Here is a 26001-nt window from a genome sequence, read left to right on the forward strand (position 1 = left end):
CAAGCTTTGCGTTTGATCCCTTTTGTGGGGAGAGCAGGATTCGAACCTGCGAAGTTCACACAGCAGATTTACAGTCTGCCCTCGTTGGCCGCTTGAGTATCTCCCCCAACCCGATGATGTGGATTTAAAATCCGTAGACACTCGGTAAGTCATAAAAAAACTCCATTATTGCTAATGAAGTTTTTGTGGGCGATGAGGGGTTCGAACCCCCGACCCCCTCGGTGTAAACGAGGTGCTCTGAACCAGCTGAGCTAATCGCCCTATTTTATTAGGCTGCTATCGTTTGTGATTGCGAGTGCAAATATACAGCTAGATTTTGTATTTGCAAGCCTTTTTTGAAAAAAAAATGAAACATTTTTATATCGCATTATTTATCAGTCTTATAGATGAATTCAGGATACTTTTGTAGATTCTAAGCTTAATTTTCATAGAATTTCATAAGTGATACAAAATAAAAAAACTCCAAAATCATATGACTTTGGAGTTTTGTGGGCGATGAGGGGTTCGAACCCCCGACCCCCTCGGTGTAAACGAGGTGCTCTGAACCAGCTGAGCTAATCGCCCTATTTTATTAGGTTGCTATCGTTATGTGATTGCGAGTGCAAATGTACAGTTAGATTTTGTATTTGCAAGCCTTTTTTCGAAAGAAAATCATTTTATTTTAATATTTTTATTTATTAATCTATTTTTCAGCTTTTTAAAAAAAGAATAAAATTACGATTTCTTTAAATTTAGTTAAATAATGAAATCCCAAAAGCTAATTTATAATATTCTTTTGAGTTCACTTGCTATAATCCTATATTTGCGTACCTTAATTGTATACTCAAATGGCAAGATTTAAAGAAAATGATTTACCAAAATCAAAAATTACCGCTACTTCACTCAACAAAGCAACAATAATATTCAAATACGCCGGAAAACACCAATGGAAATTTTATGTTGGTTTGGTTTTTCTATTACTAACAGGAGCTACTGCCCTTGCCTTTCCTAAATTAATGGGAATGCTGATTGATTGTGTAAAAAACAAAAACAACGATCAGGCCAATCAGATTGCATTAGGATTAATTGTTATTTTATTCCTGCAATCCTTCTGTTCATTTTTCAGATTATCATTATTTGTCAATTTTACCGAAAATACATTAGCCAACCTGCGTTTGTCTTTATACACCAATTTGGTAAAATTGCCAATGACTTTCTTTTCTCAAAAAAGAGTTGGTGAGCTAAACAGCCGTATTAGTGCAGATATTACTCAGATACAAGATACCTTAACATCGACTATTGCAGAGTTTTTACGTCAGTTTATACTAATTATTGGAGGAGTTATTTTACTGGCTACAGAAAGCTTTAAACTAACTTTATTAATGTTGGCAGTAGTTCCTCTTGTTGCCGTTGCTGCTGTAATTTTTGGCCGTTTTATTAGAAAATATTCTAAGCAAGTACAGGATCAGGTGGCAGAAAGTCAGGTTATTGTCGAAGAAACCATGCAGGGAATCAGTATTGTAAAAGCATTTGCAAACGAATGGTACGAAGTAGCCCGTTATAAAGGAAAAATTAGCGAAGTAGTGAAACTTGCTATTAAAGGCGGAAAGTACAGAGGTTATTTTGCTTCTTTTATTATATTCTGCTTGTTTGGCGCTATCGTTGCCGTAGTTTGGTACGGTGTACGTTTAAGCATTGCCGGAGAAATGAGCGTTGGTCAATTGATCTCATTTGTATTGTATTCAACATTTGTAGGTGCTTCTTTTGGAGGAATTGCGGAGTTATATGCACAAATTCAAAAAGCAATTGGTGCCACAGAAAGAGTTTTTGAATTATTAGAAGAAACACCGGAGAAAATAAATGCAACGCAGAACGCGGCTCCATTAGAAAAAATCAAAGGAAATGTTTCTTTCAAAAATGTCGCTTTTAGCTATCCTTCGAGAAAAGAAGTTCAGGTATTAAAAGATGTAAACTTTACGGCTGAATTTGGTCAAAAAATTGCCATTGTTGGTCCTAGTGGGGCAGGAAAATCAACTATATCTTCTTTATTATTGCGTTTTTATGATATTGAGTCTGGAGAAATTACAGTTGACGGAAAAAATATCTACGATTATGATTTAGAAAATCTTCGCGGTAATATGAGTATCGTTCCTCAGGATGTTATTTTATTTGGAGGAACTATCAAAGAAAACATTGCCTACGGAAAACCGGATGCTACTCACGAAGAAATTATGCTGGCTGCAAAACAAGCCAACGCTTTGAATTTTGTTGAAGGTTTTCCTGAGAAATTCGAAACCGTTGTAGGAGAACGCGGTGTAAAATTGTCTGGCGGTCAGCGTCAGCGTATTGCAATTGCAAGAGCATTACTTAAAAATCCAAGTATTTTAATATTAGATGAGGCCACATCCTCTTTAGATAGTGAAAGTGAAAAATTAGTACAGGAGGCTTTAGAAGTGTTGATGGAAGGAAGAACAAGTATTATTATTGCGCACCGACTTTCGACTATTAGAAATGCTGATAAAATTTTAGTTTTAGATAATGGAAAAATAACTGAACAAGGAACACACCAGGAATTAATCAATCTTGAAAACGGTACCTATAAAAATTTAAGTAATCTTCAGTTTAGTAACTATTAAAGAAACGAAAACACTATTAACTATTTTAAATTAAAAAAATGCCACATCTTAGAATTGTTTTAATCTTATTATTTATCATCTTAAACACTATCAACGTCCTAGCTCAGGAAAAACCTTTTAATGTTGTAAATATCACTCCTGATGGATCAAAATACATCAAGTTTGGAATGAATCTTCAGGTTTGGGGAAGATATTCTGAATTGAATCCCAACAGCAAAATAGGAATAAACGAAGTTGACGAAACTTTTGATGTAGTAATCAGACGTCTGCGTTTGCAAGCGATGGGAATGCTAACAGATAATATCTTTTTTCACCTTCAGTTAGGTCAGAATAACATCAATTTCACACAAAACAACGGACCTTCAAATGCGCCACTTTCCGTTATGGATGCTTTGGGAGAATATCACTTTAGTGAGAAACTTCATATTGGTGGTGGTTTAACCGCTTGGGGAGCAGGAACAACCCGTTATTCGGCAAATAGTTCTTCTTCGCAACTTACTTTAGATACGCCAATGTATCAGCAATTTGCCAATACATCATCAACTTTTGGAAATCGAAACTTAAGTATTTATGCAAAAGGATATTTAGGAAAATTTAATTACCGTGCAGCAATTACAAATCCTTATCGAAATTCAAACAATAATCTTGGATTAAATTCTACCGTAAGTACTGAAACGCCAAGAGCACAATATTCCGGAATTCTAACGTATTCTTTCCTGGATAAGGAATCACTTGAAGATGCGTATCATAAAGGAACTTACTTGGGAACAAAAAAGGTTTTCAATATAGCGTTAGGTTATATGACGCAAGCCAAAGCGATGTGGCATTTAACACCGGATGCAACTGTAGCTTATTATGATATGAAAGTTTTAGGGTTTGATGTTTTTTATGATAGTCCAATTAATGCTAAAGGAGCTGCGCTAACAGCTTATGCGGCTTTTAATAATAATAATTACGGCAAAAACTATATTCAGTCTGTAAATACGCCAAATCCTGCAATTGGAGATAATACGTTAATTAATGGTTCTGGTGCCGGATTTATTGGCGTTGGTACGGGAAATATTTATTATGCTCAATTAGGATATCTTTTTGGTAAATCAGATAATGAAGCCAAAAAAGGTCGTTTTCAGCCTTATGCAGCAACACAAATTGCCGATTTAGAAGCTTTAGATACACCAATGACGATGTATGAATTGGGTGTCAATTATTATACAACCGGAACTTTGGGGCCAAAGTTTAGTTTAAATTACCAAAACAGAGCTGTTTATGATAAAACACTTATTGGCGCATACAAACAAAGCGATCGTTTAGGAATGGTAGTTTTACAATGTCAGGTTTCTTTCTAAAAAAGGATTTAAAATTTCAATAAAAAAACTCCATTTGCAACACAAATGGAGTTTTTTTTTATATAGTAAAAATCTAAAATCTACTTCCCTTTTCTTCTTTTACGTTCCGCTTTAATCATAGATAATTCACGGCTCGTTTGTCCGGCAACAGAAGTATTTTCTTCAGCACGGCGAATTAAGTACGGCATAACGTCCTTTACAGGGCCGAAAGGTAAATATTTAGCAACATTATAACCGTTCTCAGCCAGGTTGTAACTAATATTATCGCTCATTCCGTACAATTGTCCAAACCAGATTTTATTATCGTTTTTCGCGATTCCGTTTTCGGCCATCATTTCCATCAATTTATAAGAACTCAATTCGTTGTGAGTTCCTGCAAAAATTGACATTATTTCTAAATGCTCCAACATATAATGTACAGCAGCATCATAATTAACATCCGTAGCTTCTTTAGAAACGCAAATTGGCGAAACATAGTTTTTCTCTTCCGCTCTTTTGTTCTCTTTTTCCATATAAGCACCACGAACCAGCTTCATTCCAATAAAGAAACCCTCTTTTTTGGCAACTTCATGTAGATTTTTCAAATAATCCAAACGATCCCAACGGTACATTTGCAAAGTATTAAAAACAATCGCTTTCTCTTTATTGTATTTGCGCATCATGTCAGTAACCAAATCGTCTGCAGCATCCTGCATCCAGCTTTCCTCACCGTCAATCAATAAAGCGACATCTTTTTTGTGCGCTTCACCGCAAACATGGTCAAAACGGGCTACTACTCTATCCCACTCTGACTGTTCTGCCGGAGTTAACGTTTGTTTTTCTCCTAATTTTTCATACAATTCAAAACGGCCAAAACCTGTTGGCTTAAACACAGCAAACGGAATCGCTAAACGTTCTTTAGCAAATTCAATCGTTTTTAAAGTCATTTCTAAGGCAGCGTCAAACTGCGCTTCTTCTTCTTTTCCTTCAACCGAATAATCTAATACAGACGAAACACCTTTTGTAAACATTTTGTCTACTACTGTAATACAATCGTTTTCGTTTACACCACCACAAAAATGGTCAAAAACAGTTGCACGAATTAATCCTTCTACCGGAAGATTTGCTTTTATAGCAAAATTGGTAACAGCAGTCCCTATTCTTACCAAAGGCTGGCTGTCGATCATTTTAAAAAGAAAATAAGCTCTGTCAAGTTCTGTATCGCTTTTTAACGAAAATGCAACTTGAGTGTTATCGAATATTTTTTCCATTAAGGTCAGTTTTTTGTGCAAATATAGACAGAGTTTTAAATATTATTTACCAAAAGGGCGTCTATTTTTCAATATCGGTAATAACAATGTCAAAAATAGAGTATAATTAAGTAAGAGTTTGCTTCTTCTCTGAGATTTTAGTTTACGAAAGAATGAATCAGACGCTATAAATCTTAACGAAAATCATTCATTTTAAAACAAATTAGAACAAAACTTTGAATATTATTTAGTTAAAAATGCCTTATTTTGCGCTTTCAATTAACTACAGAAATATGCAATCTATTCAGGCCAATAATTATCTCGTACATTTTAATGAAAATGCATACGAAGCCCTAAATAATCATTTAAAAGAAAATAAATACTCTAATTTGTTTATTATAGTTGATAATGAGACAAATGAGTATTGCTTGCCAAAGTTTTTGCCTTTGCTTGAAACAGACTTAACAATAGAAATTGTTGAATTTGAATCAGGAGAAGTCAATAAAAATATTGAAACCTGTATCGAAATCTGGAAAGTATTGACAGAACTTGGAGCTGACAGAAAATCACTTGTGATCAATCTTGGTGGCGGTGTTGTAACAGATTTAGGCGGTTTTGTTGCTTCTACTTTTAAACGCGGAGTCGACTTTATTAATATCCCGACAACCTTATTATCTATGGTAGACGCTTCTGTTGGAGGAAAAACCGGTGTTGATTTAGGAAATCTTAAAAACCAGATTGGTGTTATTAATGTGCCTCAAATGGTATTGATTGATACTGATTACCTTGAAACTTTACCTCAGAGCGAAATGCGTTCAGGTCTGGCAGAAATGCTAAAACACGGTCTGATATATGATGCAGCCTACTGGAAACAATTTTTAGATCTAAAAGCAATTGACTTTGCTGATTTTGATGAATTGATTTATCGTTCTGTCGAAATTAAGAATGATATCGTAATACAGGATCCAACCGAAAAGAATATTCGTAAAGCATTAAATTTTGGACATACATTAGGTCACGCAATCGAAAGCTATTTTCTCGAAAGTGAATCAAAGAAAACATTGTTACATGGTGAGGCTATTGCAATTGGAATGATTTTGGAAAGTTTTATTTCATTACATAAAAATCTGATTACAGCAGAAGAGTATGCTGAAATTAAAACAGCGATAAAAAGCATCTATGATGATGTTAATATAGAAGAAAATGACATCGATCCGATCTTGGAATTGCTGATTCATGACAAAAAAAATGAGTACGGTTTAATTCAATTTGCATTAATTGAAGGGATCGGAAAAATAAAAATTAATCAATCCGTTGAAAATAAATTGATTCTAGACGCGTTTCAGGATTATAAATCTTAAACTTTTTTTAATAAAAAGCTTTGCATTAGGTATAGATTATTTTTTACATTTGCCACGATGAAAACAAACAATAAACAAAGACAATTCAGTTCTTATAGAAACCGGCTCAATAGCTCCTTGCTAAGGATGTTGAACCGTTTTTATAATAGTAAAAGTCCATTTTATTGTGACGTTTTTTTGTATTCGAAAGCAGAACATGAAAAACTGCAAATTGTATTTGCGAATATTAGGGTTTGAATTTTAGATTGAACATCGTTTCTTAAATTAAAAATTACAATTCTAAACATCGAAAAATATAATGAATACAAAATATTCTGATCTAATTAATCAAACTTACTACTTCCCACAAGCGGAATTTAAATTAAACAAAGACAATCTTCAATTTCACAATATCGATTTGATGAAATTGGTTGAGCAATACGGTACACCTTTAAAATTTACTTATTTACCACAGATTTCCGAGAACATCAATAAGGCAAAAGCCTGGTTTAGAAAATCAATGGAAAAGAATAAATACGATGCAAAATACTACTATTGCTATTGCACAAAAAGCTCTCATTTTGAATATATTATGAATGAGGCTTTCAAAAATAACATCCACATAGAAACATCATCAGCTTTTGATGTTAATATTGTAGAAAATTTGCTTGAAAATGGTAAAATCAACAAAAGTACTTATGTCATTTGTAATGGTTTCAAAAGAGATGAATATATTACCAATATTGCAAGATTAATTAATAGCGGACATAAAAATACTATTCCGATTATTGATAATTACGAAGAACTTGATTTGCTTCAGGCTGAAATTAAAGGAAAATTCAAAATTGGAATTCGTATTGCAGCTGAAGAAGAACCTAAATTTGAGTTTTATACTTCAAGATTAGGTATTGGATACAAAAACATTGTTTCTTTCTATAAAAAACAAATTCAGGAAAATGATCGATTAGAGCTTAAAATGCTTCACTTTTTCATTAATACCGGAATCAATGATACTTCTTATTACTGGAATGAGTTAGTAAAATGTATTAAAGTATACATTGCACTTAAAAAGGAATGCCCTACTCTTGATGGTTTGAACATTGGAGGCGGTTTCCCTATTAAAAACTCTCTGGCATTTGAATACGACTATCAATATATGATTGATGAAATTATCAATCAGATAAAAATTGCCTGTGATGAAGCTGAAGTTGATGTTCCGAACATCTTTACAGAATTTGGATCATTTACTGTAGGAGAAAGCGGTGGTGCAATCTATCAGATTTTATATCAAAAGCAGCAAAATGACAGAGAAAAATGGAATATGATTGATTCGTCATTCATTACCACTTTACCGGATACATGGGCTATAAACAAACGTTTTATTATGCTGGCGGTAAACCGCTGGAATGATACTTACGAACGGGTTTTATTAGGAGGCCTGACTTGCGATAGTGACGATTATTACAATTCAGAGCAAAATATGAATGCTATTTATTTGCCTAAATACAACAAAGAAAAGCCATTGTATATTGGTTTCTTTAATACGGGTGCGTATCAGGAAACTATTGGAGGTTACGGAGGTTTACACCACTGTTTGATTCCACAGCCTAAGCATATTTTAATAGATCGTGACGAAAACGGCATTCTAGCTACTGAAGTTTTCTCAGAACAGCAAACTTCTGACGATGTATTGAAAATTTTAGGATATACCAAAAAAGTATAAAAATAAACCTGCAAATTAAAAGTTAATAAATATAAAATTATTAATTTGCAGTATCCTCTGGAAGGTTAAACTTTTAATTCAAAAACAAAAAAAACAAAAAAAAATGAAAGGACCAATCAGTCAGTTTATTGAAAAACATTACTTACACTTTAATTCTGCTTCTTTGGTTGATGCTGCAAAAGCATACGAACAACAATTGGCAAATGGAGCTAAGATGATGGTAAGTATGGCTGGCGCTATGAGTACAGCAGAAATTGGTAAAATTTTTGCCGAAATAATCAGACAGGACAAAGTTCAGATTATTTCATGTACAGGAGCCAATCTGGAAGAAGACATCATGAACTTAGTAGCACACTCTCACTACGAAAGAGTGCCAAACTACCGTGATTTAACTCCGGAAGATGAATGGGCTTTGCTTGAAAGAGGATTAAATCGTGTTACTGACACTTGTATCCCTGAGCATGAAGCATTTCGTCGTTTACAAAAACACATTTACAAAATCTGGAAAGATGCTGATGACAAAGGAGAACGTTATTTTCCTCATGAATTTATGTATAAAATGTTGTTATCCGGTGTTTTAGAAGAATATTACGAAATAGATTTAAAAGATAGCTGGATGTATGCAGCAGCAGAGAAAAACTTACCTATTATTGTACCGGGCTGGGAAGATAGTACGATGGGAAATATCTTTGCTTCATACGTGATTAAAGGAGATTTAAAAGCTTCTACCATGAAGTCAGGAATCGAATATATGGTATTCCTTTCAGACTGGTATCCAAAAAACAGCACTAACGGAATTGGATTTTTCCAAATTGGTGGTGGTATTGCAGGAGATTTCCCTATTTGTGTGGTGCCAATGTTGTATCAGGATATGGAAATGCATGATATTCCGTTTTGGAGTTATTTCTGCCAAATTTCAGATTCAACAACTAGTTACGGATCTTATTCCGGAGCAGTTCCAAATGAGAAAATCACTTGGGGTAAATTAGATATTAAAACCCCTAAATTCATTATTGAGTCGGATGCAACTATTGTTGCCCCGTTAATTTTTGCTTACTTATTAGATTTATAGGATATTTATGAAAAGAGTTATAGTAGACTACGCTAAACTTACCAATGAAATTTTGAACCTTTTGGTCGAAAAATTTCCTGATGGTTATGATGATTCGGATGTTATCCGTTTTAGAAATGCTAAAAACGAATTAATCGAAGCTGTTGAAGTTCGTACTGAAGACACTATTTATTTAGTAAAAATTAGTACTAAACTTGCTGACAGAATTGAGAATTACGATGAAGATGACGACATTGATCTTGATGTTGACACAATCGAACCAGTAAAAGGTCTTGATCTTGATGATGATAGCGACGATGACGATGACGATGATGCAATTGACAAACCAGATACTGATGGCGCAGATGATGATGACGATGAAGACAGAGATCCGGACGATATCGCTGATGAAGATGATGAAGACGACGAAGATTAATCTAAATCTTTCAAAATAAATTAAAGGAACTCTATTCGGGTTCCTTTTTTTATTATTAACCAAAACAATAATTAAATATAAGAAAAGTACTATATATAGTATTTTTTGCTATATTTAAGGATCGATAAATATAAGCTCAATGACTTCAGAAGTATTACACGCCAAACTAAAAGAAAATTTCGGATTCGAAAAATTCAGACCCAATCAGGAAACGATAATAAATACAATTCTTTCCGGTCAGGATACTTTGGCGATTATGCCAACGGGAGGTGGTAAATCAATCTGTTTTCAGTTGCCCGCTTTAGTTTTGCCGGGAATCACCATTGTTATTTCTCCTCTAATCGCCCTGATGAAGGATCAGGTAGATAGTCTGAAAACCAACGGAATCAATGCCTGTTATATCAATAGCAGTCAATCGAGCGAAGAACAGCAGTTTTATATAGACAATTTAAAATCGAACAAATTTAAGCTCGTTTATATAGCTCCCGAAAGCCTATCTTATCTCGATGTTGTTTTTAATGAATTGACTGTCAGTTTAATTGCTATTGATGAAGCGCATTGTATTTCATCATGGGGACATGATTTTCGTCCGGCGTATACTAATTTAGGTTATTTAAAAAGCCGCTTCCCTTCTACTCCGGTTTTGGCTTTGACCGCTACGGCAGATAAAGCAACACGAACAGATATTACAAAACAATTAAATTTAAGAAACCCAAAAACTTTTGTAGCTTCTTTTGATCGAAAAAATTTAAGTCTCGAAGTTCGCCCTGCTTTAGACAGAGTCAAACAAATCATTGATTTTGTTGAAAACAAACCCAATGAATCTGGAATCATCTACTGTTTAAGCCGAAAAACTACGGAAGAACTGGCGATAAAACTGCAAAAAAATGGAGTAAAAGCAAAAGCATATCACGCCGGTTTAGAAAATAAACTTCGTGCCAAAACACAGGATGAATTTATAAATGATGACTGTCAGGTAGTTTGTGCGACAATTGCTTTTGGAATGGGGATTGATAAATCAAACGTTCGTTGGGTGATTCATTATAACCTGCCAAAAAATATTGAAGGCTATTATCAGGAAATTGGCCGCGCAGGCCGTGACGGATTACCGGCTGAAACAGTTTTGTTTGAAAGTTATGCAGACGTGATCCAGCTTCAGAAATTTGCATCCGAAGGATTGAACTCAGATGTTCAGCTGGCGAAACTGGAAAGAATGAAACAGTATGCCGATGCTTTAAGCTGCAGAAGAAAAATTCTGCTCTCCTACTTTGGTGAATTGGTAAAAGAGAATTGCGGTAATTGCGATATTTGCAAAAATCCTCCAAAATTTTTCGATGGTACGATTCTCGCGCAAAAAGCATTGTCTGCTATTAGTCGTTTACAGGAATCTGAGCCTTTGGCTGTAATTGTAGATTTTTTGAGAGGCTCGAAAAACGCGTATATTTATGAAAAAAATTATCAAGACTTAAAAACGTACGGAATTGGCGATGATATTTCCTGGTACGACTGGAACCAGTATCTTATTCAGCTCATAAATTTAGGTTATTGTGAAATTGCCTTTCATCAGCATAATAAAATTTTACTGACTCCTTTTGCAAAGAAAGTTTTATTTGAAGGTGAAAAAGTAAAGCTGAATACAGTCGTTAAAAAAGTAATTGACAAAAACGAAATCAAGGAAACAAAAACAAAAGCAGCTAAAAGTTCTCTTTTTGAAATCCTCCGCAAATTGCGTTATGAGATTTCTAAAGACGAAGAAGTTCCAGCTTACGTAATTTTTAGTGATGCCGCCTTAAGGCAAATGGAAACGTTGCGACCTATGAGTGATGAAGAATTTCTTGCGATTGATGGTGTTGGAAAAGCAAAACTTGAAAAATATGGTCAGGAATTTATAGATGCTATTGTTTATTACGAGAATGCCAAAAAGACAAAAGCCAAGTCAAAAAAAGAAGGCAACACTTACAAGACAACTTTAGAATTATTTCAAAATGGAATCTCTGTAAAAGAAATTGCCGAACAGCGCAATTTGGGTCATACAACGATTATTTCGCATTTAGCAAAATTATATGTAGATGGCAATGATATTGATTTAAGCGAATTTGTTTCTGCGAATGAAGTAATGCAGTTGCATAAAGCACAGATCGATCTTGAATATCCAACAGCACTAAAGCCCTATTTTGATCATTTTGAAGAAAAATTATCCTATGACAAAATCAGGTTAGGCCTTGCTATTGTAGAGAGAAATAAGTAATGTCATTGCGAGGAACGAAGCAATCTCAATAGGGATTCGACAAAACTTAGCTGAAAAAATACGCTCATTTTTGTCATCCTGAGCGAAGTCGAAGGACACACAAGTAGCTCTACAAAGATTGGTGATTTTGCAGGAGGAGTTTCTTGCGAAGATCCCTCGTTCCTCGGGATGACAAGATTGTGATAAATTTTAAGTTTAAAAAAAATACTAAAAACAAAAAAATCCTGTAAAAATATTTTTCACAGGATTTTTTTTATTTCGAAAAAATAAACTTATAAATACCTTTCTTCAAAAACTTTTTGATGGTGTTTTTGATGTCCAATAATTACAAAGCCTAATGCTCCGGCTGAAAGCTGATGCGTTGATGCAGTCCCAATTCGTTTCAGCTGTTCTTCAGATAAGCTTTTGTAAAACAATAAAGTGGAATGTCTTACAGCAGAAAGCTCAGTCAATAAATCCTGAAGACTTCTTTTGTTTGCAGCTGTATTGTCTACATAATCATTTTCTTCAAATCCCGGTAATGGAGTTTTGTCATTTCTTGAAAAACGCAAAGCACGATATGCAAAAATACGTTCACAATCAATCAAATGCTGAATAATCTCTTTGATTGTCCATTTTCCTTCTGCGTAGCGATAATCAAATTTATCCAATGGAATATTTTGAACAAATCGAATAAAATCATGAAGGGAGATTTCAAGCTCTTCAATCAAATTTATTTCTCCTGCCTCACGAACATAATTCGCAAAAGGACCGGAATATTCTGTTTCTAGTAATTGACTTGTATTCATTTGCTACAATTTATAATATACTTTAAATCGAATGTTATGCTGAGTTTCTACTCGCATTTGTATTTCCGAAAAGTGATCTGGTCACAATTTTTTCGTATACTTTTACCAACTCTTCATCAACCTCATTTTCTTTATTCAGTTCGTTAATTCTTAGTAAAGCATATTGTTGTATTGTCAACAACGGCAATACGATACGCTCTCTTACCTGAATCGATGCTATACCATCAGGATAGTTTTCCATGAGGGTTTTGTGACCTGCGATTTTAAGCAGTAAACGTTTTGTTTCCTGAAATTCATCGTAGATAATTTGCCAGAATTCTCCAAACTCAGGATCATTTCTCATGTAGGCTGTTAATGGTAAAAATGATTTTGCCAATGACATCATGCTGTTTTCAAGCAGTGTTTTAAAGAATAAAGAATTATGATACAAATCGTGTACTTTGTCCCATTGATTGTTTTCTTCAAAATGTTTCAATGCAGATCCAACTCCAAAGAATCCAGGTACATTTTGTTTCAACTGACTCCATGATCCTACAAAAGGGATTGCTCTCAAATCAGCAAAATCCAACGATTCAGACTTGCTTCTTTTAGATGGACGGCTTCCGATATTCGTTTTAGAATAATACTTAAGCGTACTCATTTTTTCTAAATACGGAATAAACTTAGGATGATTTTTAAAACTTAGATATTTCTCATATCCTAAATCAGCCAATTGCGTTAAAATCTGAGTTTCATCTGCACTCAATTCGTTTTTCTCTTTACTAAATACCTGGTTTGTGACACCGGCAGTTAATAAATTTTCGATATTATAACGACAAGAATCTAAAGTTCCGAAATTAGAACTAATTGTTTGCCCCTGCACCGTAATCTGAATTTCGTTATTTTCGATCTTAGGCCCTAAAGAAGCATAGAATTTATGGGTTTTTCCGCCACCACGTGCCGGAGGTCCACCACGTCCGTCAAAGAAAATGGCTTTTATGCCATATTTTCTTGAGATTTCAGTCAATGCAATTTTTGCCTGATAAATACTCCAGTTTGCCATTAAGTAGCCACCGTCTTTAGTTCCGTCAGAGAAACCTAACATGATTGTTTGCTTGTTTTCTCTTTCCTGTAAGTGTTTTGAATATTCTGGATTTGTGTACAATTGCTCCATAATATGATGCGCATTCTGCAAATCATCAACAGATTCAAAAAGCGGGATAATATCTACAGTTGGATTTTCCCAATTGTTCAAACGAATCATTGCAAAAGTCTCCATTACATTTAATGCGCTTTCATTATTACTAATGATATAGCGATTCGCGCCAAATTCACCATTTGCTTTCTGAATGGTTTTAATAGCCTGAACAGACTCTAAAGTTGATCTTGTAATTTCATTTTCAAAATCAGCCGGATTTAACTCCCCTTTCACTTTAGATAAAACAACTAATTTTTCATCTTCAGATAATTCAAAATAATTAGAAGGAAATATTGAAGAGCCTGAGTTTAAATAATGATTTACGACATCTTTGAATACAGCGTCATGAATTTTACTATTCTGACGAATATCTAAAGTCGCAAAATGAAAACCAAAAAGATTGATTTTTACCAAGAATGCTTCCAGTTCATCTAAGTATAAAGATTGGTGTTTTTCGATAATTATATCTCTAATAAGATTCAATTGCGATAATAATTCTTCTAAAGTGATGTAAATTTCACCTTTAGAATAAAACACAGAACGGTAAAGCTTATGTTCAAGTTCAGCTACCACAGTGTCTACTCCTGAGAAAGTTAACTTACGTTTTAAATTTCTCATTTCGATATAATAACACTTTAATATAGAGGTACGCAAACGATCCGCAACTTTCAGAGTGATTTCAGTAGTTACAAAAGGATTTCCGTCACGATCCCCGCCCGGCCAGAAACCAAGTTTTATTAGTTGATTTTGAATAGCTTCTCCGTGAAGGATATTTTTTTGCAAATAATGAACAATTTCACCTGAGGTTGCATAAAATACATTCTCTAAATACCAGATCAGACTAACCGCTTCATCGTAAGGATTTGGTTTTTCGTTCTGGATAAAAGGTGTTTTTCCTAATTGCGCTAACAATTCTTTGATTTTTAATAAATCATTTAAACGAATAGCATCCGTTAAATCATTTATAATTCCTAAAACTGCCCCAGGATAGAATTGCGTTGGATGCGCTGTTAGAACTGTTCTGACATTAAAATTTTCTAAGAATTCGATCAATTCATGATCTTTCTCCTTGGCATCTGATTTCTCTTTGATATCACGCAAAGACCCACGCCCTTCCATATTGTTAACTTCTGGGAAAGCAGCATCTTCAATAGCATCAAATAATACAATTTGACGCTCTGTATACTGAATAAATCGAAACATTAAATCGATCTTATCCTTTTCTGTGGCATTGTTTAAGTATCGATTAGAGAAGAAATCGAATATTTCTTTTGGTGTTTCTTGTTTTTTAAATCCCGTTTCGCATGTCTCTGTAAATAAAGGAAGTAATGCTCCTGTATTGTCTATAGAATCAAAAGGCAATGTTATAAATACACTATTATAAATGTGGTATTTTGAGAGAACATCTTGATTAAAACGTTCTATTTTAGGCAACGTATACATAATTCTGTTGTAGTTGGTTGGTTAATTAGTCATAAAAAAACCCCAAGAATAAACTTGAGGTTATATTTTAATATAGCATTCAAGAAAAAATTACATATTTTTAAAAATAGTATGCATCAAACGCTTCTTATCGTTTATACTTTCTTCTAATGAAATCATTGTTTCTGTTCTGTAAACACCATCAATATCATCTATCATAAAGATAACTTCTTTTGCGTGTTTAGTATCTTTTGCTCTGATTTTGCAAAAGATATTGAATTTTCCAGTCGTTACAGAAGCTACTGTTACGAACGGAATTTGATTGATTCGCTCTAATACAAATTTAGTTTGCGACGTATTATTAAGAAACACACCTACATATGCAATAAATGAATATCCTAATTTATCGTAATCTAAAGCCAATGAAGACCCCATTATTATCCCTGCGTCTTCCATTTTCTTTACCCTAACATGCACTGTACCAGCAGATATCAATAGTTTTTTTGCAATGTCAGTAAACGGAACTCTCGTATTGTCTATTAACATATCTAAAATCTGGTGATCTACTTCATCTAAACGAAATTTACTCATAATTCTTTAATTAATATTACTAATTGCTATTACAAAGTATAAAAATATATATAAAAAACAACAAATTCACATAAAAATTAACTTTTTATCAATCCGTTAACAAATTTAACATTTTTATTTAAATAAAAATTTGCTTTTTGATTCAATTTGGGAAAATTAGTAAAGTCATCGGAATAAACAGCTCCTTTTGCGTCATATTCATAATGTCCGAAATAATTTTCTAATTCACCTAATTCAACTATATAAGCATTAAAATGAATCTTATTTTCAATCAATTCCTCTTTGTATTGTGCGACAAAATTCGTAATAATTTCGATACCATCATAATTTATTTTGATATTTTTATACATAAAATCATAAAAAACCACTTTATTTTGTGAAATATTCAAATAATCATTAATTCTGTTATCAACTAAATCGTTTTCGCAAATTACTTCAAAGCTTGTTAAAAGTGAGAAAAATATGAATTTTCTCGTAATCTCGCGTTCGTAATCATTAGCAAAATGACCTGCTTCAAACAAAATTGTAGGCACTCCTAAAAACTGAAAAGTGTCTCCTATGCAATTGATATTAAAAGAATCATCAAAGCGGCCTACTTGTCCGGGAATGTATTGCTGGAGGACATCATTAATTCCGGCAATAACATTAATAGCTTTTAGTCGGTTCTCATTTACTTCTCTTTCTTCATTATAAGAAGGTGCTAAAAATGAAACTGTAGCCGGTTTTCCGGTTGCTCCTGCCCCAAAAATAGTACGCTGATCATGAAGATTAAAACAAAAATGAGGTTGAAAGGTTTCAAATGCTTCTCGCAAAATTTTACTTTCCGGTTGGGTTAGATTCTGTGAGTCACGGTTTAAGTCGACTTTATTGGCGTTTTCACGCGTATAAAGTCTGGCTCCGTCAGGATTTAGAATTGGAATAGCATAAAATGTAAAAGTTTTAAGCATTTTTTCTGCAAATTCAGATCCGCTGTTTAATACATTAATAAAGTCAAACAAGGCTTTTGTTGTCGTGCTTTCGTTTCCGTGCATCTGCGACCACAAATAAATACGGGTTTCTCCTGTTCCTATTGTATAACTATAAATAGGTTCGTCTAAAACAGACCTCCCAATAATCTGAACTTGATTATTAGTATTGAGTTTGTCTAATAAAGGTTGAATGTGATCTAAAGTCAGGTAACGGCCTTCTATTGATTGTTCTTTGTATTGGTTGAATAATTCTTCTAAATTCATTGTCTTTTGATTAGTTTACAAAAGTAAACATCTTTATTTTTACAATTGTAAACAGTTGAAAATAATAATAATTTAGAATTGTAAACACGTTTTTGTCATTTATTTGATGATAAGCAACGGCAATAGTTGACAAATGTTATTTACTTACAAATAACAAATTAAACAACTATATATTAGCTACTTACATATCTATATATAAAGTCTTACTTTCTGTTTAAATACTTGTTTATAGTAATTTACAACTGTAAAATTGCTTTATTAGTTTCTTTTAGTTACATTTGTAAACAAGGATTCAAATAATAATAATTTACAATGGTAAACATCGATGATTTTGTAAAACGTCTTGAAATTTTACTTGACTATTACGTTCTAAATGCCTCTGCATTTGCAGATAAAATTGGCGTTCAGCGTTCAAGTATGTCTCACCTGCTTTCCGGAAGAAACAAACCTAGTTTAGATTTTGTGATGAAAATATTAGAAGTTTTCCCGGATGTAGACTTGTATTGGATTTTAAATGGTACAGGAAGTTTTCCGAAAAGTAACGAACAAGTTTCGGATAATATAAAAACAACAGCTCCCGCTCCTGTCCAGGAAAATTTATCTGGTGGAGATTTATTTTCTGAGGTGTATTATAAGGAAGCTCAAAAACCAGAAACAAAATATGCTCAGGAAATTAAAAATCAAAATTTAAGTTCAGAGGAAGGTGAAATTGAAAAAATAGTTATTTTTTATAAAAACGGAACATTTAAAGCTTACAACCCTTAATTTGTAAAAATCGTGTATTTCAAAAAAAATAAAAATATTTTTTTTTAAGCGATTCTCACGTAACATCAAAAAAAAGCTGGAATTTATAATTGAAATCCATTTTGGGGGATTTTACCAACAACTCCTTCATAATGCTTTTTCAGAATTGCTAAATCGGCTTCATAATTTCCGGTCGGGAAAAATGCCTTTCCTAAATTGACTTCTTTTTTACCCCAATCAAATGCAACCGGGATAATAGGAACTTTTGCTTTAAGTGCTATATAATAAAAACCGCTTTTAATTTCAGTTACTTTTTTACGGGTTCCTTCGGGAGCAACAGCTAATCTGAAAACTTCTTTTCTGTCAAAAATGGCAGCAATTGAATCTACTTTATTCAATCCGCCTGTACGATCTATAGGTTCTCCTCCTACACTTCTGAAATAATATCCAAAAGGGAATTTGAATAATTCTTTCTTTCCTACCCAGTTCATTTCTAATCCGGAGATGCCTCTGGTGAATATTCCCAAATAAAAATCATGATTACTTGTATGAGGCATCACCATCATCACACATTTTTTAACTTCCGCATTTTCAATTCCTGCTATTTTCCAGCCCATTAGCTTAAAAAAGATGAATTTATACAACTGTTTCTTCATTAAAATTTATTTTTTGTTGCAAAATAAAAGATTTAAAGTGGTAAATTTGAGTAAAAGCATTTAAAAATGATTCAAAAATTATTCAGTTATATCATTCCAATAAAAATATTTAAGAAAAAATCACAAAGAAGCAAGATTATAGAAGTTACGTGGGCCAATGGCGAATTGGTTTTAGATTCTGAGAATACTAATTATTCCTACGGCAGTTTGCAGCGTATATTAAGGTACGGACTTAGAAACATTGGTTATGAGGCCATTCTTAAAATGGAACATATTTTATTACTGGGTGTTGCCGGCGGAAGTGTTATCAAGACATTGGTAGATGAAATTGAGTATAAAGGCAAAATAACCGGCGTCGAAATTGACCCGGATATGATTCAGATTGCGAATCAGTATTTCAACCTGGATCAAATTAAGCAATTGGAAATTATTATTGATGATGCATTTGAGTTTGTTTTAAAAACAAAAAACAAATACGATCTGATTATTATTGATGTTTTTGAAGATATCAAAATGCCTAATTTCTTATTTGAAAGTTTTTTTAGTGAGCGCATTTGTTCTCTTTTGCAAAATCGTGGTTTTGTTCTTTTTAACACTATGATTCTTGATGAAGCGCACAATGTTCGAAACCGAAAATATATTACTGAAATAAATTCCGAATTATTTGTTTCAAAAATGCTCCCGCGTATAGAAGTCCATAATGAATTAATAATTATTGAAAAAGTCGCCTAAATTTAAAGTTTTATGAAACCCCTCGTCTCCATATTAAAAGCCTTACCTCCTGCCAAGATTATTGATTCTGATATTCATTTTTCAAAATATATTCCGCTTGATCTTTCTGTAACCAATCAGGAACTGGTAGAAAGTAAACCTGAAAGTGCTATAGAATTTGAGACTTTTATTTCAAATTATTTAGAAAGAAATAATGCTCAAGTTGCATTTGGCGGCTATATTGAAGGCAGGACATTGTACAAACGCAGTTCAATCTTTAAAAACGATGCTGTACCTGAGCGCAACATTCACATTGGTCTGGATTTATGGACAAAAGCCGATACAGCAGTTTTAGCGCCATTAAAAGGAAAAGTACACAGCTTCCGGAACAACATTGGTTTAGGAGATTATGGCCCCACAATTATTTTAGAACACAATGTCGAAAATGAAAAATTTTATACTTTATACGGGCATTTATCGTTAGAAAGTATAGAAAACCTTAATGTTGGGAAAGTTTTTGATAAAGGAGAAAAGATTGCAACTTTAGGAAATGCCACAGTCAATGGTGATTACGCACCACATTTACATTTTCAGATTATAAAAAATATTGAATCGTATTATGGTGATTATCCCGGTGTTTGCAATACAAATGATCTAAACTTCTATATAGAAAATTGTCCCGACCCGAACTTATTATTAAAAATTACTTAAATGATTATGAAGAAAGCAGGATTGATTATATGTTTGTTGTTGTTAATTGGATGTAAATCTAAAACCATTAGCAGAGATACTGAAGATTTGAAGATTAAGAAAATTTCCGGTTCTGAAATTAATTCCAATCAGCAACAAAAAGCGTACGAATTAGGAAAAAGGGTTTTAGAAACTTGTAATACCTCTAAATTTAAACCTTTTAATGAAACTGAAGTTACGGCATCAGTGAGGGAAAATACGACAGAGGAACGCCTGACAAAAACATGTCAGAGATTTAGACAATATTACGGAAGTTTTATAGACTTAAAATTAGATGGCGTTTACAAAACCAAACAAGAAGTTGTTTATCGTTATCGTGCCTTATACACAAAAAAAATAGCCAATAAAGAATTGCGCGTTTTTGTAAATGAAGACAATTTGGTTTCATCCATTAAATCAATGGATTGGGATGAAAAATTCGATTCAAAATTAACAGAACAATAAAGTAAAACTATGAATTTAAAACTGCCTTTTTTTATACTACTATTTATTTCAACATTTGCAAATGCTCAGCAAACAATGAGCATTAACGGTTCTAAACCTTACCCTGCCACAGAAAACTATACTTTCATTTGCGAAAAGTATGTTTTTACAGGCGAAGCAAATGTTCAGATTGCGAAAACAGAAAAAGGAGGCGTTTTAAAAATTAGTATTGGCACTGCCAATGATAAAACCAGAATTTCGGGCGGACTTTATGTTGATTTGGCAAACGGAGATGTCATTCCTTGTATTGACAAAAAGGTTAATGAAACAATTGAAGGCAAAACAGCGTCCTACTATTATTTTACTCCGGCGGAAATGATAAAACTGAAAAAAAATGATATCAAAGGAATTCGATTTATTGTAACCGGAAATTCTAATGCATTTGGTGATCAGACCGGATATTTTACGGCTTCTAATAAAATGACATACTTCTCTACAGCTTTCGATAAAACTAAAAAATCATTTGATACAGCAGCGGCAATTAGTGCTTTATAAATAAATGTTTTAATCTAATAAATCCTATATTTATACTTTAAATTATTCTTATGAATGCTAACGAAGTTTTAATTACAAAATTTTATACTGCTTTTGCAAATGGTGATGCAAAAACCATGAGTGAATGTTACCATTCTAAAGTTGAATTTAGTGATCCTGCTTTTGGTTTGCTAAAAGAAGATCAGGTTTCTAAAATGTGGAAAATGCTGCTTTTAAAAAGTAAAGGCAAGATCAAAATAGAATTTTCAGATATAAAAGCAGATGATTTTTCAGGAACCGCTAAATGGGTTGCTGCTTATAATTTTAGCAAAACCAATAGAAACGTAATCAATAAGATTAAAGCTGAATTTGCTTTTCAGGATGGATTAATTATCAAACATACGGATCATTTTGATGTATGGAGCTGGTCTGGACAAGCTTTTGGTCCTGCCGGATATTTACTAGGATGGACAAGTTTTTTTCAAAATAAAATTCGGGAACAAGCCTTATTGTCACTCAAAAAATTTCAGGAATCCAAATAATTTCTATAATTTAGAAATTCAATACACTCACATTAGCTAAAAAATATTTTAGTTCTTATAACTGCCTTTGTACTATCTGCTTGTTTGTTGCTTTTTTGTTGAGTTAAGCGTGTTTTTAATCTTGAATTACTATGAAAGAACTTGTACACAAAAAATTAAATCAGCTGCAAGCCACCGCAATTTGCGGAAACGATATTAGTTCTTCGTGTTTGTATGTTTCAGCTCTGACTATTTTGTATGCGGGTCAATATGCTTGGATTTCATTATTGATTGTCGCTATTGTTTTATTTTTATTCAGGAAAATTTACGGAGAAGTTGTTGGTGCGATTCCTTTAAACGGTGGAGCTTACAATGTTTTGCTAAACACATCAACCAAACGATTGGCATCTTTAGCCGCAACATTAACGGTTTTGTCTTATATGGCAACTGCTGTAATATCGGCCTCAGAAGGAATGCATTATCTGCATGGAATTTTCGAAAGTTTAGATGTAACGATCGCAACGGTAATTGTTTTGATACTATTTACCGGGCTTGCTATTTTAGGAATTGGTGAATCTGCTTTTGTAGCTGTAATTATTTTTATAACTCATCTGGCCACTTTAAGTCTACTTGTTTTAGCTTCACTGTGGTTTGTGCTGAATAATGGTTTAGCAACTTTTCACATCAATTGGGAAACGCCTATTGCTTACGGAAATATAAAGACAGCCCTTTTTCTTGGATTTTCAGCAGCGATGCTCGGAATATCAGGTTTTGAGAGTTCTGCCAATTTTGTAGAAGAACAGGAGCATGGTGTTTTTCCAAAAACGTTGCGAAATATGTGGGCAATTGTAAGTTTCTTCAATCCTGTAATTGCTATTTTATTAATCAGTATAATTCCGTTAACCGAAGTTGGTGCCAATAAAGAATCCCTTTTGGCACATTTAGGACAGACAACCGGCGGGTCTTGGCTGGCATGGCTTATTTCTATCGACGCTGTTTTAGTTTTGTGCGGTGCTGTATTAACTTCATTTGTTGGAGTTTCCGGATTATTAAACCGAATGACACTGGATAGAATTCTCCCAAATTATTTTCTGAAACAAAACAAAAGAGGTTCGCATTATCGAATCGTAATTAGCTTTTTGGTTTTGTGTATTTCGGTACTTTTTGCTACCAGCGGACATTTAGAATCTTTGGCAGGTGTTTATACTTTTTCCTTTTTGGCTGTAATGGCATTATTCGGAATAGGTAATTTATTACTCAAATTTAAACGAAAAAAATTACCAAGACCTGAACGAGCACGCGGAATTGCCGTGGTTATAGCAGTTTTATTTATTATTGCTGCTTTTGTAGGGAATATGAAACTGAACATCAATGCATTTTATACATTTTTAAAATATATGGTTCCTTCTCTGATTTTTATCGGAATCATGCTCAACCGTGTCATTTTGATACGTTTGTTAATCGAAGCTTTAGAATATTTCTATCAGCCTTTACGTAAACTAGTGATTCTCAGTAATCGTTATTTACAAAAATTGAGTGTAGAAATCAATTCGCAGGAATTTGTCTTTTTCACCAAAGGCGATGATATTGCAATTTTGAATAAAGTCCTGCAATATGTACAGGGAAATGAAACTACCAATAAATTAAAAATTGTATATGTCACAAATAATACTTCAAGAAATGAAGCGCTTATCAAAGATCTTGAAGTTTTAGATCGTGCTTACGATGAAATAGATTTGGAATACCTTGAAATACAAGGCGTTTTTGGCCCTGAAATTATCGACGAATTATCAAAAAAATGGAAAATTCCAAAGAACTTTATGTTCATAGGTTCTCCGGGAAACAAATTCTCCTACAGAGTTTCTGATTTAGGCGGAGTTCGTCTTATTATGTAGCCGAATTTTCAGGAGCAGAAAAATCAGATTTTATAAAGACCTTCTGTCCCGCTTTCGCCTTTATCTTTGTTCGTTCCTCTCAAAGGATACCGGCTCTATCGGGGCTAATCCGGAAATATATCATTTGTAAGAATTAAAATTATTTTTTTCCACAAAGAACGCAAGATCTTTTACTTTAAGGATTTTTATAAAACTCAAAGTTCGCAAAGCATTGTATCGAATTAGCTTTGCTAACCTTAGCGTTTGCTGCGTTAGCGGTTAAATAAAAGATTACGTTCTAAACCAACCCGCAACCAATTCATCTTCAAATGAATTTGCATTTTTATGAATAAACTCATTCGAGTTTTTATTATAAGAGTAATCCAAAGCCCAGCTTTCGTGGTTTTTGGCTAGATCTTTAATGCTTTCGCAGACAAAAGCAATTTCTTCATCAGTAGTTGTTGGGTGAATCGACATTCTGATCCATCCCGGTTTTTTGATTAAATCGCCAATCGTGATTTCATCCACCAATTTGTTTGAAGTTTCCTGATCTACGTGCAGTAGAAAATGCCCGTAAGTTCCGGCACAGCTACATCCTCCCCTGGTTTGGATTCCAAATTTATCATTCAGCAATTTGACTCCAAGATTAAAATGCAAATTTTCTATAAAGAACGAAATTACGCCCAAACGATTCTGATGCTGTCCGGCCAAAATTTTGATATTAGAAACAGGATTTAATGCTGTAAAAACATAATCAACAATTTCGCGTTCGCGCTGCAGAATGTTTTCGATTCCCATTTCTTCTTTTAGTTCGATCGCCAGTGCAGTTTTAATAACCTGCAGGAAACCGGGAGTTCCCCCGTCTTCTCTGTCTTCGATATTATCGATGTATTTATGTTCTCCCCAAGGATTTGTCCAGCTTACAGTTCCTCCGCCCGGACAATCAGGGATCATATTATTATATAGTTTTTTATTGAATATCAAAACACCTGAAGTTCCCGGACCACCTAAAAATTTATGTGGTGAAAAGAAAATAGCGTCAAGATAAGCTTCGGGATCTTCAGGATGCATGTCAATTGCGACATAAGGTCCTGAGCAAGCGAAATCTACAAAACAAACGCCGTGATGCTGGTGCATTAATTTTGCTGCCTCATGAAAAGGTGTTTTTAAACCCGTAACATTCGAGCATGACGTGATTGAGGCAATCTTAATCGTTCTGTCAGCATATTTCTCTAATAATAAAGCCAAATTATCCAAACAAAAAAGCCCTTTTTCGCAAGACGGAATAATCTCAACATCGGCAATCGTCTCTAACCAGGATGTTTGATTAGAATGGTGCTCCATATGTGAAATAAAAACAATTGGCTTTTTTTCTGCCGGAACAGTAATAAAGTCTTTTAAATTTTCAGGAATCTTAAGGCCTAAAATACGCTGAAATTTATTAACAACACCAGTCATTCCCGTTCCGTCTGTAATCAAAACATCATCATTATTGGCATTTGTGTGACGTTTGATAATGTTTCTGGCATGATGATACGCTTTTGTCATGGCAGTACCTGACACAGTCGTTTCTGTATGTGTATTCGCAACAAAAGGCCCAAAATCATTCAGAAGTTTCTCTTCAATAGGGCGATATAACCTTCCGCTGGCAGTCCAATCCGTATAAATGATCTTTTTATTGCCATAAGGCGAAGTAAATTCCTGTTCAATTCCAACGATATGTTGTCTAAAATCCTGAAAATAGGTTTCTAAAGTGATGGTACTATTTTTGCTATTCATTAGTGTGCCTGTGTTTGATTGCAAATATATTGCTTTTTAGCAGAATTGCGAATTTATCAATTGTAAACTTCAAATATTAAATAACCAATTGATATATTTATCTAAACAGCTTTTTTATTAGTAATTTATCATAATATTCTATCGGATTAATAGGGCAATAGAAACTAAACAATACTATTTTATGGAAAATTTATCAGTAGCTACTTTTGGTGGTGGATGTTTTTGGTGTATTGAGGCTGTTATTCAGCGTTTAAAAGGAATAGAATCCTTAAAATCAGGGTATTCCGGAGGTTTTATCAAAAATCCTCCTTATCGTGAAGTTTGTACTGGCAGAACCGGTCATGCCGAAGTGATACAAGTTACTTTCAATCCTGACATAATTTCATATCATGATCTTATCTTTATATTCATGACAAGTCACGATCCTACTACTCTAAATCGTCAGGGAGCTGATGTGGGAACGCAATACCGTTCTGTTATTTTGTATCATGATGCCGAACAAAAAGAAATAGCTGAGAAGGTTTTTGAAGAGGTAAAACCTTTTTATGAAGATCCAATTGTAACTGAATTAACTGCTTTCGAAGTATTTTATGAAGCCGAAGAAGATCATCAAAACTATTACAATAACAATCAGGATGCCCGTTACTGCCAGATCGTAATTGATCCTAAAGTACAGAAATTAAAAAAAATGTACAGCGAAAAATTGGTTGACTAAATATAGATTTTGCCACTGATTGCAAAACTGGGAATGATTTTCCTTACTTACTTTTAAATCCCATAAGGATTTACAAAGAATCATTTTTATCTGAGT

22 protein-coding genes and 3 tRNA genes are annotated in these 26001 nt (G+C 33.6%); 15 read left to right on the plus strand and 10 right to left on the minus strand.

What is annotated here, in order from left to right; translation table 11 throughout:
* Positions 1 to 25: 25 nt before the first annotated feature.
* The 3 genes from B0A67_RS14715 to B0A67_RS14725 all read right to left on the minus strand — a co-directional run bounded on the left by B0A67_RS14715 (position 26) and on the right by B0A67_RS14725 (position 564).
* Positions 26 to 106, minus strand: a tRNA-Tyr gene (locus tag B0A67_RS14715).
* Between the two features lie 80 nt (positions 107 to 186).
* Positions 187 to 261: transfer RNA gene (locus B0A67_RS14720), tRNA-Val, on the minus strand.
* Between the two features lie 228 nt (positions 262 to 489).
* Positions 490 to 564: transfer RNA gene (locus B0A67_RS14725), tRNA-Val, on the minus strand.
* A 263-nt stretch (positions 565 to 827) separates the two neighbouring features.
* Between B0A67_RS14725 and B0A67_RS14730 the strand changes: the two genes are divergently transcribed.
* Positions 828 to 2615 carry an ABC transporter ATP-binding protein gene (locus tag B0A67_RS14730; protein ID WP_072964407.1) on the plus strand — a complete coding sequence of 596 codons (1788 nt, stop codon included), beginning with the start codon at positions 828 to 830 and terminating at the stop codon, positions 2613 to 2615.
* Between the two features lie 38 nt (positions 2616 to 2653).
* Complete coding sequence (locus tag B0A67_RS14735; protein WP_072964408.1) at positions 2654 to 3961, plus strand: porin family protein; 1308 nt, start codon at positions 2654 to 2656, stop codon at positions 3959 to 3961.
* A gap of 80 nt (positions 3962 to 4041) precedes the next feature.
* Here the strand turns inward: B0A67_RS14735 and B0A67_RS14740 are convergent, their stop codons facing one another.
* The gene (locus B0A67_RS14740; RefSeq protein WP_072964409.1) at positions 4042 to 5211 is read right to left on the minus strand and encodes a proline dehydrogenase family protein; all 1170 of its coding nucleotides are present in this window, start codon (positions 5209 to 5211) and stop codon (positions 4042 to 4044) included.
* Positions 5212 to 5483: 272 nt separating this feature from the next.
* Here B0A67_RS14740 and aroB point away from each other — a divergent pair, with 272 nt between their 5' ends.
* The 5 genes from aroB (at position 5484) to recQ (ending at position 11988) form a co-directional block, all read left to right on the plus strand.
* On the plus strand, positions 5484 to 6551 hold the full coding sequence (gene aroB, locus B0A67_RS14745) for a 3-dehydroquinate synthase (RefSeq protein WP_072964495.1): 1068 nt from the start codon (positions 5484 to 5486) through the stop codon (positions 6549 to 6551).
* 298 nt (positions 6552 to 6849) lie between these two features.
* Complete coding sequence (locus B0A67_RS14750) at positions 6850 to 8253, plus strand: type III PLP-dependent enzyme domain-containing protein (protein WP_072964410.1); 1404 nt, start codon at positions 6850 to 6852, stop codon at positions 8251 to 8253.
* Positions 8254 to 8356: 103 nt separating this feature from the next.
* The gene (locus B0A67_RS14755; RefSeq protein ID WP_065450200.1) at positions 8357 to 9325 is read left to right on the plus strand and encodes a deoxyhypusine synthase family protein; all 969 of its coding nucleotides are present in this window, start codon (positions 8357 to 8359) and stop codon (positions 9323 to 9325) included.
* Between the two features lie 7 nt (positions 9326 to 9332).
* On the plus strand, positions 9333 to 9740 hold the full coding sequence (locus tag B0A67_RS24795) for a DNA primase (RefSeq protein ID WP_072964411.1): 408 nt from the start codon (positions 9333 to 9335) through the stop codon (positions 9738 to 9740).
* A gap of 139 nt (positions 9741 to 9879) precedes the next feature.
* On the plus strand, positions 9880 to 11988 hold the full coding sequence (gene recQ / locus B0A67_RS14760) for a DNA helicase RecQ (protein ID WP_072964412.1): 2109 nt from the start codon (positions 9880 to 9882) through the stop codon (positions 11986 to 11988).
* Positions 11989 to 12260: 272 nt separating this feature from the next.
* Here the strand turns inward: recQ and B0A67_RS14765 are convergent, their stop codons facing one another.
* The 4 genes from B0A67_RS14765 to B0A67_RS14780 all read right to left on the minus strand — a co-directional run bounded on the left by B0A67_RS14765 (position 12261) and on the right by B0A67_RS14780 (position 17198).
* Positions 12261 to 12776, minus strand: coding sequence for a DinB family protein (locus B0A67_RS14765; protein ID WP_072964413.1), 516 nt, complete (start codon positions 12774 to 12776; stop codon positions 12261 to 12263).
* A gap of 34 nt (positions 12777 to 12810) precedes the next feature.
* On the minus strand, positions 12811 to 15396 hold the full coding sequence (locus B0A67_RS14770) for a phosphoenolpyruvate carboxylase (protein ID WP_072964414.1): 2586 nt from the start codon (positions 15394 to 15396) through the stop codon (positions 12811 to 12813).
* Positions 15397 to 15486: 90 nt separating this feature from the next.
* Positions 15487 to 15966: an Lrp/AsnC family transcriptional regulator gene (locus B0A67_RS14775; RefSeq protein WP_008468989.1), complete on the minus strand. Its 480-nt coding sequence runs from the start codon at positions 15964 to 15966 to the stop codon at positions 15487 to 15489.
* 77 nt (positions 15967 to 16043) lie between these two features.
* Positions 16044 to 17198 carry a M14 family metallopeptidase gene (locus tag B0A67_RS14780; RefSeq protein WP_072964415.1) on the minus strand — a complete coding sequence of 385 codons (1155 nt, stop codon included), beginning with the start codon at positions 17196 to 17198 and terminating at the stop codon, positions 16044 to 16046.
* A gap of 312 nt (positions 17199 to 17510) precedes the next feature.
* Here B0A67_RS14780 and B0A67_RS14785 point away from each other — a divergent pair, with 312 nt between their 5' ends.
* Positions 17511 to 17963, plus strand: a complete 453-nt coding sequence (locus tag B0A67_RS14785) for a helix-turn-helix transcriptional regulator (RefSeq protein WP_072964416.1) — start codon at positions 17511 to 17513, stop codon at positions 17961 to 17963.
* Between the two features lie 83 nt (positions 17964 to 18046).
* On the opposite strand, the gene B0A67_RS14790 is transcribed toward B0A67_RS14785, so the two are convergent.
* Positions 18047 to 18598 (minus strand): 1-acyl-sn-glycerol-3-phosphate acyltransferase, encoded by a 552-nt coding sequence (locus tag B0A67_RS14790; protein WP_072964417.1) that lies wholly within the window; start codon positions 18596 to 18598, stop codon positions 18047 to 18049.
* A gap of 66 nt (positions 18599 to 18664) precedes the next feature.
* Here B0A67_RS14790 and B0A67_RS14795 point away from each other — a divergent pair, with 66 nt between their 5' ends.
* The 6 genes from B0A67_RS14795 to B0A67_RS14820 all read left to right on the plus strand — a co-directional run bounded on the left by B0A67_RS14795 (position 18665) and on the right by B0A67_RS14820 (position 23432).
* Complete coding sequence (locus B0A67_RS14795) at positions 18665 to 19330, plus strand: spermidine synthase (protein WP_072964418.1); 666 nt, start codon at positions 18665 to 18667, stop codon at positions 19328 to 19330.
* 12 nt (positions 19331 to 19342) lie between these two features.
* Entirely contained in the window at positions 19343 to 20020 is a 678-nt protein-coding gene (locus B0A67_RS14800; RefSeq protein ID WP_072964419.1) for a peptidoglycan DD-metalloendopeptidase family protein, read from the plus strand.
* 6 nt (positions 20021 to 20026) lie between these two features.
* A complete protein-coding gene (locus B0A67_RS14805) occupies positions 20027 to 20503 on the plus strand; it encodes a hypothetical protein (RefSeq protein ID WP_072964496.1) in 477 nt (158 codons plus the stop codon).
* 9 nt (positions 20504 to 20512) lie between these two features.
* Positions 20513 to 21037 carry a hypothetical protein gene (locus B0A67_RS14810; RefSeq protein ID WP_072964420.1) on the plus strand — a complete coding sequence of 175 codons (525 nt, stop codon included), beginning with the start codon at positions 20513 to 20515 and terminating at the stop codon, positions 21035 to 21037.
* A gap of 50 nt (positions 21038 to 21087) precedes the next feature.
* Complete coding sequence (locus B0A67_RS14815; protein WP_072964421.1) at positions 21088 to 21558, plus strand: nuclear transport factor 2 family protein; 471 nt, start codon at positions 21088 to 21090, stop codon at positions 21556 to 21558.
* A 131-nt stretch (positions 21559 to 21689) separates the two neighbouring features.
* Positions 21690 to 23432 (plus strand): APC family permease, encoded by a 1743-nt coding sequence (locus B0A67_RS14820; RefSeq protein WP_072964422.1) that lies wholly within the window; start codon positions 21690 to 21692, stop codon positions 23430 to 23432.
* 270 nt (positions 23433 to 23702) lie between these two features.
* Here B0A67_RS14820 and B0A67_RS14825 read toward each other — a convergent pair whose 3' ends face one another.
* Complete coding sequence (locus B0A67_RS14825; protein ID WP_072964423.1) at positions 23703 to 25190, minus strand: aminotransferase class V-fold PLP-dependent enzyme; 1488 nt, start codon at positions 25188 to 25190, stop codon at positions 23703 to 23705.
* A 181-nt stretch (positions 25191 to 25371) separates the two neighbouring features.
* Between B0A67_RS14825 and msrA the strand changes: the two genes are divergently transcribed.
* The gene (msrA, locus tag B0A67_RS14830; RefSeq protein ID WP_072964424.1) at positions 25372 to 25905 is read left to right on the plus strand and encodes a peptide-methionine (S)-S-oxide reductase MsrA; all 534 of its coding nucleotides are present in this window, start codon (positions 25372 to 25374) and stop codon (positions 25903 to 25905) included.
* Positions 25906 to 26001: the final 96 nt, after the last annotated feature.

Source organism: Flavobacterium aquidurense (assembly GCF_002217195.1).
Taxonomy (GTDB): Bacteria; Bacteroidota; Bacteroidia; order Flavobacteriales; family Flavobacteriaceae; genus Flavobacterium; species Flavobacterium frigidimaris.